This is a genomic window from Actinomadura napierensis (assembly GCF_039529375.1).
In the GTDB taxonomy this organism is placed as follows: domain Bacteria; phylum Actinomycetota; class Actinomycetes; order Streptosporangiales; family Streptosporangiaceae; genus Spirillospora; species Spirillospora napierensis.
Genome location: NZ_BAAAMR010000006.1, coordinates 55,671 through 72,916, shown reverse-complemented (window position 1 = coordinate 72,916; position 17,246 = coordinate 55,671). Strand labels below are relative to the sequence as shown.

At 71.5% G+C, this 17,246-nt stretch carries 17 protein-coding genes; 7 read left to right on the top strand and 10 right to left on the bottom strand.

From position 1 onward, the window contains the following. Positions 1-132: 132 nt before the first annotated feature. The 5 genes from ABD296_RS05640 to ABD296_RS05620 all read right to left on the bottom strand — a co-directional run bounded on the left by ABD296_RS05640 (position 133) and on the right by ABD296_RS05620 (position 4,167). Positions 133-912 carry a hypothetical protein gene (locus ABD296_RS05640; RefSeq protein ID WP_344262179.1) on the bottom strand — a complete coding sequence of 260 codons (780 nt, stop codon included), beginning with the start codon at positions 910-912 and terminating at the stop codon, positions 133-135. Positions 913-2,424: 1,512 nt separating this feature from the next. Continuing rightward, positions 2,425-2,745, bottom strand: coding sequence for a DUF6928 family protein (locus ABD296_RS50485; protein ID WP_407061444.1), 321 nt, complete (start codon positions 2,743-2,745; stop codon positions 2,425-2,427). Beyond that, positions 2,633-3,169 carry a DUF6928 family protein gene (locus ABD296_RS05630; protein ID WP_344262175.1) on the bottom strand — a complete coding sequence of 179 codons (537 nt, stop codon included), beginning with the start codon at positions 3,167-3,169 and terminating at the stop codon, positions 2,633-2,635. The genes ABD296_RS50485 and ABD296_RS05630 overlap by 113 nt, the downstream gene beginning before the upstream one ends. A gap of 68 nt (positions 3,170-3,237) precedes the next feature. Beyond that, positions 3,238-3,381, bottom strand: coding sequence for a hypothetical protein (locus ABD296_RS05625; protein ID WP_344262173.1), 144 nt, complete (start codon positions 3,379-3,381; stop codon positions 3,238-3,240). A gap of 24 nt (positions 3,382-3,405) precedes the next feature. Next, positions 3,406-4,167, bottom strand: coding sequence for a class I SAM-dependent methyltransferase (locus ABD296_RS05620; RefSeq protein WP_344262171.1), 762 nt, complete (start codon positions 4,165-4,167; stop codon positions 3,406-3,408). A 244-nt stretch (positions 4,168-4,411) separates the two neighbouring features. Between ABD296_RS05620 and ABD296_RS05615 the strand changes: the two genes are divergently transcribed. Continuing rightward, positions 4,412-4,834 (top strand): hypothetical protein, encoded by a 423-nt coding sequence (locus ABD296_RS05615; protein ID WP_344262169.1) that lies wholly within the window; start codon positions 4,412-4,414, stop codon positions 4,832-4,834. 118 nt (positions 4,835-4,952) lie between these two features. Here ABD296_RS05615 and ABD296_RS05610 read toward each other — a convergent pair whose 3' ends face one another. Continuing rightward, a complete protein-coding gene (locus tag ABD296_RS05610; RefSeq protein ID WP_344262167.1) occupies positions 4,953-5,906 on the bottom strand; it encodes a hypothetical protein in 954 nt (317 codons plus the stop codon). A gap of 372 nt (positions 5,907-6,278) precedes the next feature. Here ABD296_RS05610 and ABD296_RS05605 point away from each other — a divergent pair, with 372 nt between their 5' ends. Both ABD296_RS05605 and ABD296_RS05600 read left to right on the top strand, forming a co-directional pair. Further along, positions 6,279-7,301 carry a class II glutamine amidotransferase gene (locus tag ABD296_RS05605; RefSeq protein WP_344262165.1) on the top strand — a complete coding sequence of 341 codons (1,023 nt, stop codon included), beginning with the start codon at positions 6,279-6,281 and terminating at the stop codon, positions 7,299-7,301. A gap of 165 nt (positions 7,302-7,466) precedes the next feature. After that, positions 7,467-7,679, top strand: coding sequence for a helix-turn-helix domain-containing protein (locus ABD296_RS05600; RefSeq protein WP_344262163.1), 213 nt, complete (start codon positions 7,467-7,469; stop codon positions 7,677-7,679). A gap of 95 nt (positions 7,680-7,774) precedes the next feature. Here the strand turns inward: ABD296_RS05600 and ABD296_RS05595 are convergent, their stop codons facing one another. Next, positions 7,775-9,097 (bottom strand): DUF2786 domain-containing protein, encoded by a 1,323-nt coding sequence (locus ABD296_RS05595; protein ID WP_344262161.1) that lies wholly within the window; start codon positions 9,095-9,097, stop codon positions 7,775-7,777. Positions 9,098-9,228: 131 nt separating this feature from the next. Continuing rightward, entirely contained in the window at positions 9,229-9,498 is a 270-nt protein-coding gene (locus tag ABD296_RS05590) for a hypothetical protein (protein WP_344262159.1), read from the bottom strand. Positions 9,499-9,738: 240 nt separating this feature from the next. Here ABD296_RS05590 and ABD296_RS05585 point away from each other — a divergent pair, with 240 nt between their 5' ends. Next, positions 9,739-11,262 carry a long-chain-fatty-acid--CoA ligase gene (locus ABD296_RS05585; protein ID WP_344262157.1) on the top strand — a complete coding sequence of 508 codons (1,524 nt, stop codon included), beginning with the start codon at positions 9,739-9,741 and terminating at the stop codon, positions 11,260-11,262. Between the two features lie 12 nt (positions 11,263-11,274). Here ABD296_RS05585 and ABD296_RS05580 read toward each other — a convergent pair whose 3' ends face one another. Beyond that, positions 11,275-12,372 (bottom strand): winged helix DNA-binding domain-containing protein, encoded by a 1,098-nt coding sequence (locus tag ABD296_RS05580; RefSeq protein WP_344262155.1) that lies wholly within the window; start codon positions 12,370-12,372, stop codon positions 11,275-11,277. 56 nt (positions 12,373-12,428) lie between these two features. Beyond that, positions 12,429-13,358, bottom strand: coding sequence for a LysR family transcriptional regulator (locus tag ABD296_RS05575; RefSeq protein WP_344262153.1), 930 nt, complete (start codon positions 13,356-13,358; stop codon positions 12,429-12,431). A gap of 180 nt (positions 13,359-13,538) precedes the next feature. On the opposite strand from ABD296_RS05575, the gene ABD296_RS05570 reads away from it, so the two are divergent. The 3 genes from ABD296_RS05570 (at position 13,539) to ABD296_RS05560 (ending at position 16,500) form a co-directional block, all read left to right on the top strand. After that, the gene (locus ABD296_RS05570) at positions 13,539-15,065 is read left to right on the top strand and encodes an MFS transporter (RefSeq protein ID WP_344262151.1); all 1,527 of its coding nucleotides are present in this window, start codon (positions 13,539-13,541) and stop codon (positions 15,063-15,065) included. A gap of 49 nt (positions 15,066-15,114) precedes the next feature. After that, positions 15,115-15,882, top strand: a complete 768-nt coding sequence (locus ABD296_RS05565; RefSeq protein WP_344262149.1) for a siderophore-interacting protein — start codon at positions 15,115-15,117, stop codon at positions 15,880-15,882. Positions 15,883-16,017: 135 nt separating this feature from the next. Next, on the top strand, positions 16,018-16,500 hold the full coding sequence (locus tag ABD296_RS05560; protein ID WP_344262147.1) for a hypothetical protein: 483 nt from the start codon (positions 16,018-16,020) through the stop codon (positions 16,498-16,500). Positions 16,501-17,246: the final 746 nt, after the last annotated feature.

Genomic DNA, 17,246 nt, shown 5'->3' with positions numbered 1-17,246 from the left:
TGTGTATCGGCCTGGGAAGGTGTCGCACCTGTCCCGAGACGACGCGCGGATGGGCGGGCTCGTGCGGCGAGGGGATGTGGGGCGGTCCGGGAGGGTGCCGCATGTGTCCGGAGACGACGTGCGGGTGGGCGGTTACGGGCGGCGTGGGCCGGGGCGCCGGCCCGACGGGCGCCTTCCGTCCTCGGTTTGGCGGGCGAGCGCGGCGTGGAGACGGTCCCGGGCTTCGGTCCGGGACATGGCCGGAAGACGCTCGGGGAGATGGGCCGTCAACCCAGGGGACGCGTCGACCAGGCCTTCGTCGTCCACCAGGGCCCGGGCGCCCGTCCACGGGCCGAGAAGCACCGCGGAGAGCCCGCCGGGATGGCGGTCGAGGAGCGCGGCGATCCGCGCGGCCTCTTCCGCGCAGTCGGCGACCAGCAGGAGGCGGCGGTCGGGTGCCGCACCCGAGTTACGCCGGATCGCCAGCTCGGTCTCCAGGTAGGCGAGCGCGGCATCGAGGTTGCCCGGAATGAACAGACCCGCGGCGCCGTCATCGAGCAATTCGTCCTCGGCGAGACCGAAGAGTCTGGTGGCGTCGGGGCGAGGGATCACCACCAGGGAGCTGTCCCCGTGCTCGTCGAGAGCGGACAGGGCGAGCACCCGTGCGCTGTCGACCGCGCCGGCGCCCGCCAAACCCAGGGCCGGCACCGCGAAAGGGTCGAGGGAGGGCCGGTAGGTGAACGGGGCGGGCCGTGGGTCCGGCCCGGCGGTGGAGGCGGCGAGCACGGGCATTCCCGCCGTGGCCGCCGCGTAGATCCGGTGCCGGAACGGGTAGCAGAGTGCGGCAGCCGCCGGAAGGAGCAGGCCGAGCAGCAGCACCGGCTGCACCGGCCGCGCCTGCGGCTCGTCGTCGGCCTGTTCCCGCAGGCGCACGGTGGTCTGTGTGCTGTCCGCGCCCCATCTGGTCAATGTCGGGACCGGTGTCGGAACCGGCGCCGGCGCGACGCCGGGCGGAGCCTGCAGCGTAGGCCGGGGACCCGGCCGAGCGAGCGGGCTCGGCGGCGCGGGCCGCCGGCGTCCGGTCTTCGGGCTCCGCTCGAACCGTCCCCGCCTCCGGGCGGCGTCCCCATGTCCCGCCGCCCTCTTCCGGGAGCCGCCGTACATGGCCAGCCAGGCCTCCCTGCACAGATACCCGGTGTACCAGTCGCCGTTGACGAAGGCGTGCCGGCAGGAAGCCGACGCCGATCTTCGCGGATCGGGCCGCGGTCCCGGCGCCGCGTCCGCCGGTGTCGCGCTGAAGGAGATCACGCCCGCCACCGCGGTGCAGCCGAGCAGTCCGCAGGTACAGCGGACGATTTCGCCGAATATGTCGGTCATCCTGGGATCTGCCAGGAAACGGGTCATCTTCGCCCCGGGGGATCGCGTTGGTCACCGTCAGAATGCCGATCGTAGTCAATTCGGCTACGGAGCGTTGACCATTGCTCGCACTCGATCGACCGATCGTCTCACCGATGCCCCTGAAATGAGCCTCACGTCCATAATCGTCCGGATATGCCCACCGTGCTCGGCGCCCAGAACGAAGCCACACTTGACGACCGGGAAGGCTCACCTAAGCAAGCCGGAAAGTAAGGTCGCTCCACTCCGCACGGAAACAATCGTCATGAAACCCCCATATGCCTTCGCTGATCGAACCAGCATCGAAGCCAGACGCCTCCCGGTGCCGCCATGCCCACTGAAGCGAAGGAGACTTGGAAAGCCGGAACCAGGCAAGCCGGCCGTGTGCGTGGCCGGTCTCGACCAAGAGCACTGGTCGGCCGCCGGTGGCCCCGGCCTGGGAGCCGAGCTGGAACTGCCCGGCAAGGATGGGTCTGTCGGAGTCGACCAGTCGGCTGAGGAGTCGGCGAGCGAGGGGAGCTCACCGGCTATCGGGGACACGAACGGTCCGGAACGTCCGATGGGAACTCCCATGACGGGCCCGGTCCAAGGCGGCCGCCGTCGAGACCGGGTCGGTCGAGACCGAGGTACAGCGGGGTGGGATGCCTCGTTCGAGCGGAAGGCCGTCCGCGAGCAGGCGGTTGGCGCCTCGCGAGAACGCCACGGCCTAGATCGGCGCCGCCCGCGACTGGACCGGTCAACGTCAGGGGGATCGCCGTCGTCCTAGCCGAGCTGGGCCGGTGACGACCAGCGGTCGGGCGGCCGAACCCGGCGACGGCGGGCCCGGTCCGGCATGGATCCCAACCTACGGTTCCAGTCGCCGCTCTGGTCTGAAGAGTGAACGACGCCGTACTGGCGTGATCTGGCACGGATCCTATTCGCGAACACCGAGGCTGAGGATGACCGCGTCACCCAGATGAGGAGGGGATGGCGTGAAAAGACCCCGACAGGGTGTGGCTGCCGGGATCTGGTGTGCAGGTTGACGGCTTGGTGTTCGCCGGGCTGTGGGGTTCATTCTTCGATGGGACGACGGTGCCGTCTGGGGCGTAGGTATAGCGCTCGCGGGGTGTGGGTGCGGATGAATTCTCGGACGTCGGCTTCGGTGATCGGATCGGCGACGGGGACCGGAAACCCGAGTAGGCGGATGGCTTCGGCGTCGATGTCGGTGTCTCGAGGACGACCCTCGAGGATGAAGTCCAGCAGGCTGCGCACTGCTGCCTCACCGCCCAGCTCCAGGGGTGGAAGGGCAGAGCGTAGGGCTTCTGGTCTGGCTGGCCGGGAAGGGGCGTGGCGGGGGTGTTCGCCTGCCCAGTAGGGCTGTTCGAACTCCAAGGGGGGTGCCGATGCTCTCGATGACTCCACTGTCGGGAGACAGACTGAGTGATCGCAGAAGGGTGCCGTTCTCCCAGATCGCGTAGGCGAACCAGTCGGTGACGCTGTGCACGGCGTGCAGGATCACCCGGCCGCGGTAAGCGCTGGCGTGCAGCAGGTGGGCGGGGAGGTGGGACGGGCGGTCCACCATCACCTGCCGGTCGCAGAGCACGTCGATGCCGGGAAAGCTGCCTGCGTAGGCGATTCCTTGGTCGGGGCAGAAGTAGTCCTGCAGGTCGCCTGAGGAGGCGGTGGACCCGTCCCAGCCAGGGTTCGTTCGACTGATCAGCGCCGTGGTCGCGGGGAGGTCGGGCTCGGTCGCAGAGCACAGGAGGTCGGCGGGATGGCCGTCGGTGTAGATGAGGACGGCCGTTTTGGCACCCATAGGCGATCACCTTTTCGTGTTCCACCAGCTGGTCTGGCTCGGGTCGTAGCTTTGCGGAAACTGCCTGCTCACTCTGTCGCGATGACTGCGTTGACGACCGAGCGGGTGGTGGGTTCGTCTACGACCGTCTTGTCGGCGATGAAGGTGGTCAGCAGGGACCGGATGGCAACCGGCGACCGGACGGTGTTCCAGGTGTGCGCTACTCCCTCCATCTGATGCGTGTCTAAAAGGCGGCCCTAATGGTGCCGTTCGAGCGTGAGCAGCGGTTCAGCAGATACGGGTGCTGGTGCGCCGGGATCTGTGGCAACAGACTGCTCCAGGTGGTGGAACCCGATCTCCAGTTCGCTGGGGCTGAGTTGAGCGAAGAACGAATGGGTGCGCAGGCGCAGCCGTTCGAGCATGTCGGCGCGAGTCCCGACGGAGGGCTCGGTGACTGTGCCGAAGCCGGCGACGCGCCAGCCGGCTGAGGTGAACATCTCGATGACCTCGTGAAGCGGTTGGAAGAGCGAGGCGTCTACTTCAAAGCCGCGGGGGAAGTGCCCCAGCCACCATGGGCGGGGGTGGTGGTCGCTGAAGTTCGCGCGTAGCAGGAGCCGTCTGCCGGGCTTGAGAACCCTGGCCAGCTCTCGGACCGCTTGAGGCTTGTCCTGGACGTGATGCCAGGACAGGAACATCAGTGCGTAGTCGGCACTGCCGGTCGGCACCGGTATGTCTTCGGCCGAGCCTGGCAGATACCGCACGTCAGGGTGTGGAGGCTGCGCCTGTGCCATCTCGCGCATGCGGATCGACGGCTCGACGCCGGTGACCGGCCCGAATGCCTGCGCCAGCGCCGGGGTGAATCTGCCAGTTCCCGAGCCGACGTCCAGCCCTGCCAGCGGGCGCTGTTCGGGCAGCGCCGCTGCGAAGGCGCTGAGCCATGTCCGCAACTGCTGCTGGGTAAAAGCACGTCCCCGTGAGTAGTCCTGGTACTGCTCGGCGTCGTAGTCGATCCGTCGCATCACAGCTCCCGCCTCGGATGGGGTAGGCCAGCCCAAACGTATCGGGCTGATATATCGGGACGATATATAGCGTCGCGTTATGTCGCAAGCCGGAGGTGGCTGGCGGACGTGCTCGCGCCGGCGATGACCGATTACGGCCGGGCGCGATTCGGGCGGAGGTCGGTCGCGTGGTCGTGGACGCGACGTCGTGCCCTATGGCTTTTGGTCGAGCTGTCGGGTGGTTGCTTGAGGTGGCTGGGCCGATGTGTCCGTGCATGCGGGTGATCAAGTTGGCGAGGGTGTCTCTGCGGAGCTCGCGGTTTTCCTACGAGGGGTTGACGACGAGCGCCCGGTGAGGATCGGTCCTTCCGTCTCCCGGGGATGCGGCGGTCGGGTCTTCTTGGTGTTGGTCAACGAGTCCGGAGCGGAACGCGAGTGCTGTGGCTGCGGAACCCGTGCGTTCATCGCGGACAGTGAGGAGGCCTGGGAGGACGACGAGCCAGAGGGTGCCGGCTGCCCGTGTGGCGGCGAGGAGTTCGAGGCCGCGGTGGCCTTCTCGCTCGCCGACGACGGATCCGTCCGCTGGGTGACCCTCGGCCTGCGGTGCGTCAAGGACGGGTTCTCCGGCGTCTACGCCGACTGGAAGATCGACTATGGACCTACGGATCACCTGCTGACCATGGTCTAGGTCTGCGCAGCGACGGCCTGGGCAGGCGGGGGTTGGTAGAAGGTTCCGTTATCGGTTGTGAGGGGCTTGGTGGTGTGGGTGGGCGGGGGCTTGGCCCGTGAGGAGCGGGGCGGGTGGGTCAGGCGGCTTGGGGGTGTGGGGGGTCGGCGGGGGAGTGGAGGACGTCGTACATGCCGAGCGGGAGGGTGTCGCCGCAGAGCCAGTCGTTGACGGTTCCGGTGATGTCGTCGGGCGGAGCCACGGCGAGGAGGCGGGGGGTAAGGAGGGTCAGGCGGATCTGGAAGGGGTTCGGGGGGACGAGGTGGACGCGGCGGGCTGTACCCCAGAAGTCGCTGAAGTCGGACTCGGCGAGGGAGAGGACGGCGTCGATCGCGCGGGTGCGGTCGGCGGGGCCGGTGGACAGCCAGGACCAGTGGTCGGTCAGGAGGCGGCGGGCGGCGGTGCGCAGGACGTTGAGTGCGGCCAGGTCGTGCGGGCAGGCGACGTCGCCGATCTGCAGCTCCGGTAGTCCGAACCGGCGCAGGCCGCGGGTGCGCAGGCGGACGCAGGAGCAGCCGTTCAGGCCCTCGGGATCGCGGTCGGGATCGGGGGCGGTGCAGCGGCCGTTGGCGCGGAAGGGCGGCAGCGCGTCGCCCAGCCATTGGTCGGCCAGGACGAAGCGGGTCCGTTCGTCGGCGGGCGGCGTCAGGATGTGGCCGGTGACGAGGTCGGCGGGGACGCCGCCGGTCTCGGCGGCGAGGTGGAGCGCGGCGGCGCGGGCGACCTGCACGGCGCGGGGCTGGTCGGTGATCGGGGCGCAGGCGGTGACGACGGCGAACTCCGGGGCGTCCCGGAAGGCGCGTTCGCGTCGGCGGTCCTCGGGGCGCGGCGCCGTGATGCGGGCGGGGTCCCAGCGGAGGCCGGCGTCGTCCTCGCGGACGACCTCCAGGTGAGGCGAGCCGAGGCGGCCGGCGATGTGAGCGGCGTACGGGCCGCCCGCGCCGCGGAGCAGGCCGGGGAGGTCGTGCGGGATGCGCTCGGCGGCCACGGCGAACCGGGACGTCGTGGTGGCGGGGACCGGGAAGGCGATCATGTTCTCTCCTCGCTGGCGGGTGCCGGACGCCCACCAGCCTGCGGCCCGGCCGGAACAGAAGGAAGTCGAATCGCGTTCTGTGGATAACCAGGTCAACGCAGGGGAACCACCGCGTAAAATCGGAACTCGGCGGCCACCGTCGACTGCCGAATCGTGATCCGGTGGTGTGCCGCGGCCGGGTGAGCCTCGCAGGCCCCTGCCCCTGGATCCGCCGAATCGAACGCGGATCCGCGACCGACTGGCGAGAATCGCCGGACGCCCGATGCAACGTTGGGTAAAATCTCCATCACTCGTAGTTATGATCTTCTTTCCGTGCGGCCGGCCGGGGACCCGGGGCGCGGGGATCACCTCCCATATCGAAAGGCGAACGGCATGTGCCGACTGTTCGGAATGAGCACGGGCGGACCCCGCGTGCGGGCGGCCCATTGGCTGCTGGACGCGCCGTCCAGCCTGCGGGCGCAGAGCCACCGGATGCCGCACGGCGCCGGCCTCGGCTGGTTCTCGCTCGGCGGTGAGCCCGTGCGCGACCGGGCACCGCTGGCCGCCTTCGAGAACGCCGATTTCGACCTGCATGCCCGCAACGTCCCGTCCCACACGTTCGTCTCCCACGTGCGCGACGCGTCGGTCGGCGGCCTCACCGTGCACAACTGCCATCCGTTCGTCATGAACGACCGCTTGTTCGCGCACAACGGCGTGGTGAAGGGGCTCGACACGCTCCGGACGTGGCTGACCGACGTCGAGCGGGCGCCCGTCGCAGGCGAGACCGACTCCGAGCTGGTGTTCGCCTATGTGACCGCGGAGATCCGGCGGCGCGGCGACACCACCGCCGGGATCGTCGAGGCGGTGCGGCGGATCGGGGCCGAGCTGCCGGTGTTCGCGGTCAATCTGCTGATCGCCGAGGCGGGGCGGCTGTGGGCGCTGCGCTACCCCGAGAGCAACGAGCTGTGGGTGCTGTCGCCGGACAAGGGCGGGGCGAGCGGTCCCGCGGACGCCGCCGGGGCGGACGGGCCGGTGCCCGCCGTGGTGATCGCCAGCGAGCCGATGGACGACCAGTCCGGCTGGCGGCTGCTCGAACCCGGTGAGCTGCTCGTCGTGGACGGGCTGACCGAGACCTCGCTGTTCCCGTTCGAGCCGCCCAGGCACCGGCTGCGCCGCTCCGACCTGTCCGTGCGCGAGGCCGCGTCCCAGCAGGCGGTCGCGGCCGAGCAGCAGACGGCCGCGGCCGAGCAGCTGGTGGTCGAGCAGGCGGAGGGCGTGAAGGCCGCCGCGCTGCACGCGGCCACGGCGGGCGCGGGACCGGCCGCGACGGCCGGCGTCGTTCCGCTCCGGGGCCCGTTCGTGCCGGCGATCCTGCGGAACGCGCAGCCGAAGGCGGTCCGGGGACCGTCTGTCTAGTTCCGACACGCCGTTGACCACGGAAAAGACCAGCTTCGGCCGATTTTGCGCCGAATGGTGCCGCATCAGGGGCGGATTCAGGGGGAATGTGTACGTTGGGTAGATCAACACTGCTGTGAGCTGCGGGGACGGTCTCGCGGCCCAGCTCTGGAACAGGAGGTCCCCGTGACCCGAACGCTGTCGAGGGGCACCCGCGTCACCGGTGCCGAACGCACGCAGCTCGCCGCGGAGCTCGCACCCCGCTACGCGGGCGGCGAGAGCATCCGCGACCTGGCCGCCGAGACCGGCCGGTCCTACGGGTTCATCTACAACGTCCTGAAGGAGGCGGGCGTCCCGCTGCGCGGCCGCGGCGGCAACACCCGGCGCAAGAAGGCCTGACCCGCTCCCGACGTACCGCACAGCCGAGCACGAGCAGAAAGAGAACGGAACGCATGGCCGGACGTCCCCCTCGCCCCCCGGGGGGACCCCGCGCGCTAGGAACGGCCGGACGCCCGGGAGACCTCCGAGCGCCCGTTCAGGCTGGCCAGGTCGGCCGCAGCGCGGCCGGCGACCCAGCCCTCGTAGTTGGACACCGAACCCGCCCGGCCCTTGGCCAGGTTGGGGAACATCGCGTCGACGGCCCTCTCGACGGCCAGGTCGCGCGCCGCCAGCACGGGAAGCAGATCCGTCCCGCCGGCGTCCGAGGCCGCCCGGCTCGCCGCCTCGCCGGCCGCGCCCCGCAGGCGCTCTCCGATCCTCGCCGCGTAGGCGTTGAGGAACGCATGGCGGAACGAACGGGTCCGTGACCGCCCCCGCGCGTCGCGCCTCGGCCCGGCGTGCACCATCGCCGCGGTCGCCTGCACCAGCAGCGACGTGAACAGCATCTCGACCGCCGCGAGGTCGGCGGGAAACCCCAGGACCGTGGAGAACCCGAGTTCCCTGTGCCATACGGCGCGGCACCGGTTCGCTTCGGCCACCACGGTGAGCAGTACCGCCTTGGGCGCGTCGTAAGGGTTGTCCACCGCGACGCGGCGGCCCGCGGGCCCGCCCGGGTCGCCCGTCTCCGCGGCCAGCAGGGCGCGGTCGATGCTGTGCCGCGCTATCAGCTCCTGGGCGCGCGCGCTGAGCGCCTCCGCCTCCTCCGGGAACTCGGTCGACTCGGCCTTCGCCAGCAGGGCCCGGACCTTGCCGAGCATCCGCTGGTCGACGCCCTCGAACCCGTCGCGGACCGGCGCCTCCCGCAGCGGCGTTCCCGGCGGCGGGCCGATGCTCGCCAGCCTCGGCAGGCTCTCCAGCAGTTGGACGAGCTCGACGGCGCAGGCGACGAAGTCCGCGCGGCCGACCCCCTCGCGCTCGCACCAGGCGTCCGGGTGCTCGTCGTCGTCCTCCCACCACACCTCGGCGCCGAGGAGGCCCAGCTGGTCGCGCCACTGCGCGGCCACGGTGGCGGCGGAGTAGGCGCGCATTTCGGCGGCGATCGCGTCGGTGGCCAGCCTGCCGTGCCTGGCGGTGCGGCGGCGGCCCGCATACCGGACGACGTCGGCGGGCTGCCAGCCGCGGTCCCAGGCGAGGGTGACGCCGCGCCGCAGCCGCGCGGCGAGGCAGCGGCCGGAGGCACGGGCCCAGCCGGGCACGTCCGGGCGGTCGGCCAGCTCGGCCACGAGGAGCCGGAACCCCCCGGCGTCGGCCCGCGCCAGCGCGGCGACCGCCTCGGACGTCAGCGTCTCGGCCTCGTCCGCGAGCGGCGGCGCGGTCCCGCCGGGCGCCGTCTCGGAAGAGGATTCAGCCTGCCGTGGCCGCCACCACGCCTTCCGCACCGGTACTCCCGTCGTCCGAGGCTCCGTCACCTGACCACGAGGCATACTGCCACGCACGGGCGGGTGCCCGTGCGCGGACATCCGTGCGAAACGGGACTTTCACCATCGATGCGCCGTGGCGTCGGCGCGCGTTACCTTTGCGGGTCCTCGGCGCGCATCTCGTCCACCACGACGCTCTGGTAGGCGCGGGTGGTGTCAGGGACGTAGCTCAGCCGGGCGAGGGCCTTGCCGTCGTGGTCCCTGATCTCGAAGTGGTAGCCCTCGCGGGTCTCGCCCACGTGCGCGACCGCCTGGTCATGGCGGAGCCGGCACATGGTGTCGACCTTCTCCAGCGCCACCTTCAGGCTCCCCGCGTCGCTGATGAGCCGCGCCGGCTCACTCGTCTCCCAGATCTCGAACATGGTCGTGTCCTGTCGGCGGTCGGTCGGAAGGAACGGGCGGGGCATTCCAGACGTCGGGGACAGCTTGCGCTCATTTGATGGATCTTTCAATCAGTACAGGTATCGGATTGATCACTATTCGGAGCCGGGCACGGGCGCAGCGTCATGTTCCCATGTGAGGCCGGTGTCCGCTTTCGCCCGGGCGGATCCGGTCGGTAGGGTCGGGCGCACAGAACCGAATCAGATTCTGAAGGGGTCGGAGTGGACTACCGCGTCGTGTCCATCGTCCGCGACCACGCCCGGGACCGGGGCTCGGCCCCCGCCCTCACGGGGGACGGCCGGACGATCGGTTACGCCGAGCTGGACGAGCGCTCCAGCCGCGCCGCCCGCGCCCTGCTGGCAGCCGGGCTCGGCGCCGGATCGAGGGTCGCCTACGTGGGCAAGAACGCGCCCGAGTTCTTCGACCTGCTGTTCGGCGCCGCGAAGATCGGGGCGGTGACGGCTCCGGTGAACTGGCGGCTGACCCCCGCCGAGATCGCGGCCGTCGTCGCGGACGCGCAGGCCCCGGTGACCGTGGTGGACGCCGAGTTCGCCGCCCTCGCGGACGGGCTCCCCGGGCGGGTCGTGGTGACCGGCGAGGGCTTCGAGACCTGGCTGGCGGACCATCCGGCCGACGACCCCGGGTTCGTCGGCGAGCCCGGCGACATCGTCGTGCAGCTCTACACCTCCGGCACGACCGGCGTGCCGAAGGGCGTGCAGCTCAGCAACGCCAACTTCGAGGTGGGCGAGCGGATGGCGCGGCGCTGGCGGCTGGACGCCTCGTCGGTGAGCCTCGTGCCGATGCCGTTGTTCCACATCGGCGGCACCGGCTGGGCGCTGGCCGGCCTGTACGCGGGCTGCCGCCAGGTACTGGTTCGCGATATCGACCCGGCCGCGCTGGTCGACACGTTCGAGCGCGAGCGGATCAGCAACGCGTTCATCGTCCCGGCGGTCCTGCAGTTCATGTGCCAGGTGCCCGGCGCGGCGGAGCGCGACTACTCGGCGCTGCGCGCCATCACCTACGGCGCCTCACCCATCACGAGCGAGGTCCTGCGTCGCTCGCTGGAGACGTTCCGGGCCCCGCTGTTCCAGCTGTACGGGATGACAGAGACGACCGGCGCGATCGTCCAGCTGGAACCCGAGGACCACGACCCCGACGGCCCGCGCGCCCACCTGATGCGCTCGGCGGGCCGCCCCTACGACTGGGTCGAGGTGAAGATCGTCGAGCCGAGTGGGGACGCCGAGCGGGCGCCGGGGGAGGTCGGTGAGGTGCTGATCCGCTCCCCGCAGAACACCCCCGGCTACTGGAACCGGCCGGAGGAGACGGCCCGGCTGCTGGCCGGGGACGGTTGGCTGCGCACCGGCGACGCCGGGTACGTCGACGCCGAGGGCTACCTGTTCCTCACCGACCGGATCAAGGACATGATCGTCACGGGCGCGGAGAACGTGTACCCGATCGAGGTCGAGGAGGTCCTCGCCGGCCATCCCGGGATCGCCGATGTCGCCGTCATCGGCGTGCCCGACGAGCGCTGGGGCGAGACCGTCAAGGCCGTCGTCGTCCCGGCGCCCGGCGCCGTCCTGACCGAGGACGAGGTGATCGGGTACGCCCGCGAGCGGCTGGCCGGCTTCAAGCGCCCGCGCTCGGTCGACTTCGTGGACGCGCTGCCGCGCAACCCCAGCGGGAAGATCCTCAAGAAGGACCTGCGCGCGCCCTACTGGGAGGGCCTCGGCCGGACGATCGCCTGACCGGCGCGGAGGTCAGTCCTCGGCGACGGCCACCACCGTCTCCTTGGCCGCGGGTTCGAGGAAGCGCAGCAGGGCCTCTCCTTCGGCGGTCAGTTCGTCGAGGGCGGCGGGGGAGAGGGGCTCGAAGGGGCGCAGCCGCAGGGTGGCGACCCGGCGCTTGTACTCGGTCTCCCAGATGCCGCGGGCGAACCCGTCGTGCAGGAAGACGGCGCGCACCCGGAGGTTCTTCGTGGTGAGCGAGGGGCGGTGCGCGTCGGCGATGACGCGCCTGCGGTCGGCGTGGGCGAGGACCAGGCTGTCGAACTCGGGCAGGAACCGCGCCGGGGCCGGGACGCCCTCGCCCGGACGTGGCGCATCGGGAAGGTCGAACAGCTCCCGGCCCTTGTCGTCGGCGAAGACCGCCAGGTCCGTGCGCAGCCGTTCCAGCGCCTCGCCCACCGCGGACATGCCCGACCATGCCTGCGCGTCGGCCGCGGACGCCGGGCCGTACGCCGCCAGGTACCGCAGGGCGAGATCGTCGGCGGCCGTGCCGGCGGCCGGGGCATCGCCCAGCCAGCCGCCGGCCGAGGCGAACTCGGCGGAGCGCGGGAACGCCCACCTGTCCTGAGTCGGGACCATGACCAGCGGCACGCACATGCGCACCGCATAGCCGAGCGCGCGGTCATTGACGTCCGGGAACCGCTCCTGAAGCAGGGCCCGCACCTCGTTGAACGTGCGCGGCTTCTCGTCGAGCAGTGCGCGCGCCGCCGGGACGACCTGGTCCAGGTCGAGGCCCTCGGCCCGGTCTCCCAGGACGCGCATCGCCCCGTCCAGCATCGGCTGCATCGGCGTCCGGAACGCGAGGTAGTCGGAGGCGGTCATCAGGTGCAGCGTCGCGCGCATCATGGTGGCGCGGACGAGCGACCGGTCGTGCAGGGCCGTGTGCAGATCGGACGCCTGGAAGCCGTCCAGCCGCGTCCACAGGCCGACGAACGGCGGCTTGGGCTCCTGCGCCTGCATCCCGAACAGCCGCCCGACCGCCTCCGCGACGGGGACGCGTTCCCGCGCGAGCAGGAGCTGCCGTGCCAGCGTGGCCCTGTTGAGGGCCCGGACGCTGAGAGTGTCCGCCATCGATCCGCCTTTTCGCAGGCCCCGGCACGGCCGGGAACGTTCCGGAGATGCCGACCCTACCGAGGCGCCTGAGCCTCGCTCATGCCGGTGACGTCCGCGACGGTCTCGCGGACGCACCGGCGCAACCATGCGTGGGCGGGGTCGGCGTCGTAGCGCGCATGCCAGGCCAGCGACAGGTTCAACGGCGGCATGGGGAAGGGGATCGGCACCCACACCAGGCCCAGCCGCTCCACCAGGGGCCTGTGCAGCCGCTCGGCGGCGAACCCCATCAGGTCGGTCTCCCGGACGACGAGCAGCGCGGCGGCGACCGTCGGGACCGTCCCGGCGATGCGCCGTGACCGGCCCATGCCGGCGAGGAGCTCGTCGATCGGCCCGGCGAGGCGGCCGCGGCGCGTGTTGGTCAGCTGCGTCGTGGCGCACCAGGCGTCCAGGGTCACCTCCCTGCCGGCGAGCGGGTGCCCGGGGCGGACCACGGAGCAGAAGCGGTCGTCCAGCAGCGGCTCGACCCTCGTGTCGGGCGCCACGTCGGTGATCACGCCGATCTCCAGGTCGGTCGACGCGCGCCGCAGCAGATGCGTGTCGCGCGGCCCCTCCCCGAGGAAGCGCAGGGTCACGCCCGGAGCGTCCCGTGCCATCCGCTCGAGAAGGGGGCCGGACAGGACGGAGATGGTCCCCTCCTCCGCCTGCAGCGTGAAGGTGCCCTCCAGCATGCTCGGAGAGAAGTCGTCGTCCTCGGAGAACAGCGTGTAGGCGCGCTGCACGAGTTCATGCACCTCCGCGCGCATCGCAAGCGCGCGCGGCGTCGGCACCATGCCACGTCCCGACCGCACGAGGACGGGATCGCCGAGTGCCTTGCGGATCCGGCCGAGTGTGCGGCTCATCGCGGGCCCCGACAGGGGCAGGCGCTCCGCCGCGCCGGTGACGCTGCCCTCCTCCAGAAGCGCGTCGAGCGCGACGAGCAGGTTCAGGTCCAGCCTGGATTGCATGAAACGCATTCCTCACGTGCAAAAGATGCATTTGTAAGCAAGTCACCGCAAGCCTACGTTGGAGATCGCGGAGGCGGCGCGCGCGGCCGGATCCCCGCCCCGCACCTTTCTGCTCAGCCCTGCTCAGCCTTTTCCGGCGCGCCCGAAGCGCGCCCCCGAGCGACTCCGAGGAACCCCTTCATGACGATCGATGCCGTCCGCGCCGCCGCGCCGCCGGACCGGGGACGCGCCGCCCGGCGCGCCATGCCGCCGCTGATGTCGGCGTGCGTGGTCCTGGTCGTGGCGATGGTCGCGGCGATCAACCTCTCGATCCCCGAACTGTCGGCGAGCGGCCTGCACCCGTCCGCGACCGGCCTGCTGTGGATCGTCGACTCCTATGTCCTGGTCTTCGGCTGCCTGCTGATCCCCGCGGGCGCCGCGGGCGACCGGTTCGGGCGCAAGGGCGCGTTGCTGGCCGGCCTCGGCGTCTTCGCCGCGGGCTGCCTGCTGTCGGCCGCCGCCCCCACCGTCGCCGTGCTGCTGGCCGGCCGGCTGGTCACCGGCGTCGGGGCCGCGCTCATCATGCCCGCGACGCTGTCCCTGCTGCTGCAGGTCACCGAGCCGGCGCGGCGCCCGCAGGCCATCGCCGTCTGGACGGCCGCCACCGGCATGGCGGGCGCCGTCGGCAACCTCGCCGGGGGAGCGGTGCTGCAGTGGCTGCCCTGGCAGTGCCTGTTCCTGGCGGGCGTGGTCGCCGCCGCCGCGCTGGCCGCGCTGGTGGCCTGGGCGTCCCCCGCGGGCGAGCGACACCGCGCCGACCTGGACGTCCCCGGCGCGGTCATGCTGACCGCGGCCCTGTTCGCGCTGCTCTTCGGGATCATCGAGGGCCCCGAGCGGGGCTGGACGTCCGCGCCGGTACTGGCGGGGTTCGGCGGCGCCGCCGTCCTGCTGGCGGCCTTCGCCGTCCACGGGATGCGCGCCGCGCACCCGCTGCTCGATCCGCGGCTGTTCGCCGCAGCGCGGCTGCGCAGCGGCGTGCTGGGCATCGGGGTGGCGTTCTTCTCCCTGTTCGCGTTGTTCTTCGTCAATGCCCAGTACCTGCAGTACGCCAAGGGGTACTCGCCCCTGGTCACCGGTGCGGCGATCGCCCCGCTCGTCGTCGGCATGATCGCGGTGTCGCGGCGGAGCGTCGGCCTGGCCCTGCGGTTCGGGAACCGCCCGGTGATCACCGCGGGCCTGCTCGTGATCGCCGGCGGGCTCGTCCTGCTCTCGTTCGCGGACGCGTCCACGCCCTACGCGCTCTATGCGGCCGACCTGCTGATCATGTCGATCGGCATGGGGTTGTGCGTGCCGCCGCTGTCGGTCGGCGTCATGTCAGCGCTTCCGCCCGAGCGGGCGGGGCTCGGGTCGGGGCTGAACAGCGCCGCCCGGGAGATCGGCAGCGCGCTCGGCGTCGCGGTCCTGGGGACGGTGCTGACCGGCCGGTTCGCGGACGGCCTGCCCCCGGCGCTCGCCGGGCACGCCCACTCGGCGGGCGAGGCGATCGCCGCGGCGGACGGGGCCGGCGCCGGGCCGGACGCGCACCACCAGGTGATCGCCGCGTTCACCGGCGCGATGTCGGCGGGGTTCCGCGTGGTCGCGGTGATCGCCGGCGCGGCCGCGGTGCTGGTCGCCGTGGGGCTTCCGCGCCGGAACGGGGCGCAGGAGCCTGGCCGTGGCGACACTTGAGATATATCGTGTCCATCCAATACGCGATATAACGCGTCCGAGAGGGGTGATGATGACCGTGGAACCGAGCCCGCCCGCACGCGGCGTCCGCGGCAGGCTGCTGGACCGGATGTTCGTCCGGGGCCGCGTCGAGGACGTCCGGCAAGCACCGGGACGCATGCGCTGGATCAGCATCGGCGGCGTCCCGGGGCTGGAGTGGAAGCCCGGCCAGCACATCCGCCTGCACGTGGTGGATATCACCTCGGCTCGGACGTGGATCAGCGGCAAGGCGCGCGACGCGCTGCGCACCTACTCCGTATGGGACTACGACGCGACCTCCGGCGTGCTGGAACTGTGCGTCATGGACCATGAGGACGCTGGGCCGGGTGCGCGGTGGGCGCGGACCGTCCGGCCGGGGGAGGAGGTCGTCTTCAACAAGCCCGAGGGCTCGTTCGTCCTGCGCCCCGCTCCGTACCACCTGTTCGCGGGCGAGGAGACGGCCTCGGTCACCTTCGGCGCGATGCTGCGCGCCGCAGGCCCCGACGAGCCCGCGTACGGCGCGGTGGAGATCGCGGAGCCGGAGCGCCGGCTCCCGCTGCCGAGGGCGGAGGAGCTGTCCTGGTGCCGGCGCGGGGACGCCTCCGCTGCTTCCTCGGAGATCCTCGTGGACGCCGTGCGCCGGCTGGATCTTCCCGAAGAGCCGGGGTGTGCCTACGTGGCCGGGGAAGCACGGACCGTGCAGGCCGTGCGCGCCCATCTGGTCCGCGAGCGCGGCTGGCCCCGCAGATCCGTGCTGGTCAAGCCGTACTGGACGCCGGGCAGGCGCGGGATGGACTGATCGCGAACGAGCGTCGGGGGCCGGGGTTACGGGGCGATATTTCGTAAAATGCACGTGCATCAGCCCTTGCACCTGCACGCCATTCCTAGCAGGATTGCCCCGGACCCCCGCACGTGAACTCGCCCGGAGATCGCGATGACCGCACACTTGAGCGACAGTGACCGACAGGCGCTGCGGCTGGCCCAGGATCTCCGCGAGGAGATGCGGGCGGCGCTGCCCCAGCTCCCCGCAGCCCCCTCGGTCTCCCCGTTCGTCGACCAGACAGGCACGCCCAGCGTCCTGCTCCGGATGGACGCCGACACCGCCCGCGCGCTGATGGCCGTCCTGGCCGAGCGTCGCACGGATCGGACGGCCCCTCCGGCGCCGGAACCGCGCCGCGCCGACGGATCCCACGTACCGCCGCCCGTGCCCCCGCCGGGTGCTCCGCAGGCGTCCCCCGCGCCGTACCAGCCGATCGTGGCGGCCGCCCAGTTCGCCCAGCCGGACTATGCGCAGCCCGCCTATGCGCAGCCGGCTTATGCGGAGTCCCCGTTCGCCGAGGCGCCGGCCGTCAACCCGGTGTTCGCCGGTGGGACGGGACCGACCCCGCTGGTGCCGTCGGTCTACCCGACGCGCTGACATCCGGGCCGCCGCGCGCGGTCCGCGGCCCGGCGCCCGCCTCCGTTTTGGCCGCCGCCGGGCCGTCTCCAGGTCGCCCTGTGCGCAGGGCCTGTTCGTACATCCCGCAGCCCGTCCGGACCCTCCGGACGGGCTTTCTCGCGTGCGCGGGGCGTCCGATGCGGCCCCGCATAAAGATCATTAATGTCGGATAAAGATCGTTCTTTAAGATCTTTTCCGTTAGGGCTCGGGCCGCGCACCCATGCGGATCCCTTGCGGGAAAGGCGATCCCGCCGACCGGCCGCGAAGAAGATCTACCTTCGCAAAGGTAAAGAAATCGCCCATTTGACTCACGTGCGGTAATGCCGGATATAGTCAACGCCAGGTCGAGGTCAAAGCACCGCTGACCTGGCCAATCGCATAGCCGCCGCTTCCCGCCCGCCAGGCGGGATCCCTCCGCCGAACCACGGCCGTACCATGCACCGGCCGTGACCGTGCAGGGCCACCGAGCCCCCGGTCGGCATTCTTCCCGCTTCATCGAAGCCCGCGTCGCGCGCATGCCCGAGAACGGGCCCGCGCATCCGGACGCGAGCGCGGTCCGCCATGCCCGCGGACCGATTCAACGCGGGTTCCTTTTCGCGGCGGCATTCCGAGTCCCGAGTCTCGGACCCCGTTCCCATGCCCGGAAGCCCCCTGTGCCCCGGCGCCGGAACGGCAGCCCTGTACGCCGAACTAAGGATCCATATGCAGCAGCGGACGATCAATCG

Coding starts and splice junctions, on each gene's coding strand:
- ABD296_RS05630 (WP_344262175.1), bottom strand. CDS start 3,169: ATGGGTGCCAAAACGGCCGTCCTCATCTACACCGACGGCCATCCCGCC.
- ABD296_RS05625 (WP_344262173.1), bottom strand. CDS start 3,381: ATGGAGGGAGTAGCGCACACCTGGAACACCGTCCGGTCGCCGGTTGCC.
- ABD296_RS05620 (WP_344262171.1), bottom strand. CDS start 4,167: ATGCGACGGATCGACTACGACGCCGAGCAGTACCAGGACTACTCACGG.
- ABD296_RS05610 (WP_344262167.1), bottom strand. CDS start 5,906: ATGATCGCCTTCCCGGTCCCCGCCACCACGACGTCCCGGTTCGCCGTG.
- ABD296_RS05605 (WP_344262165.1), top strand. CDS start 6,279: ATGTGCCGACTGTTCGGAATGAGCACGGGCGGACCCCGCGTGCGGGCG.
- ABD296_RS05590 (WP_344262159.1), bottom strand. CDS start 9,498: ATGTTCGAGATCTGGGAGACGAGTGAGCCGGCGCGGCTCATCAGCGAC.
- ABD296_RS05580 (WP_344262155.1), bottom strand. CDS start 12,372: ATGGCGGACACTCTCAGCGTCCGGGCCCTCAACAGGGCCACGCTGGCA.
- ABD296_RS05575 (WP_344262153.1), bottom strand. CDS start 13,358: ATGCAATCCAGGCTGGACCTGAACCTGCTCGTCGCGCTCGACGCGCTT.
- ABD296_RS05570 (WP_344262151.1), top strand. CDS start 13,539: ATGACGATCGATGCCGTCCGCGCCGCCGCGCCGCCGGACCGGGGACGC.
- ABD296_RS05565 (WP_344262149.1), top strand. CDS start 15,115: ATGATGACCGTGGAACCGAGCCCGCCCGCACGCGGCGTCCGCGGCAGG.
- ABD296_RS05560 (WP_344262147.1), top strand. CDS start 16,018: ATGACCGCACACTTGAGCGACAGTGACCGACAGGCGCTGCGGCTGGCC.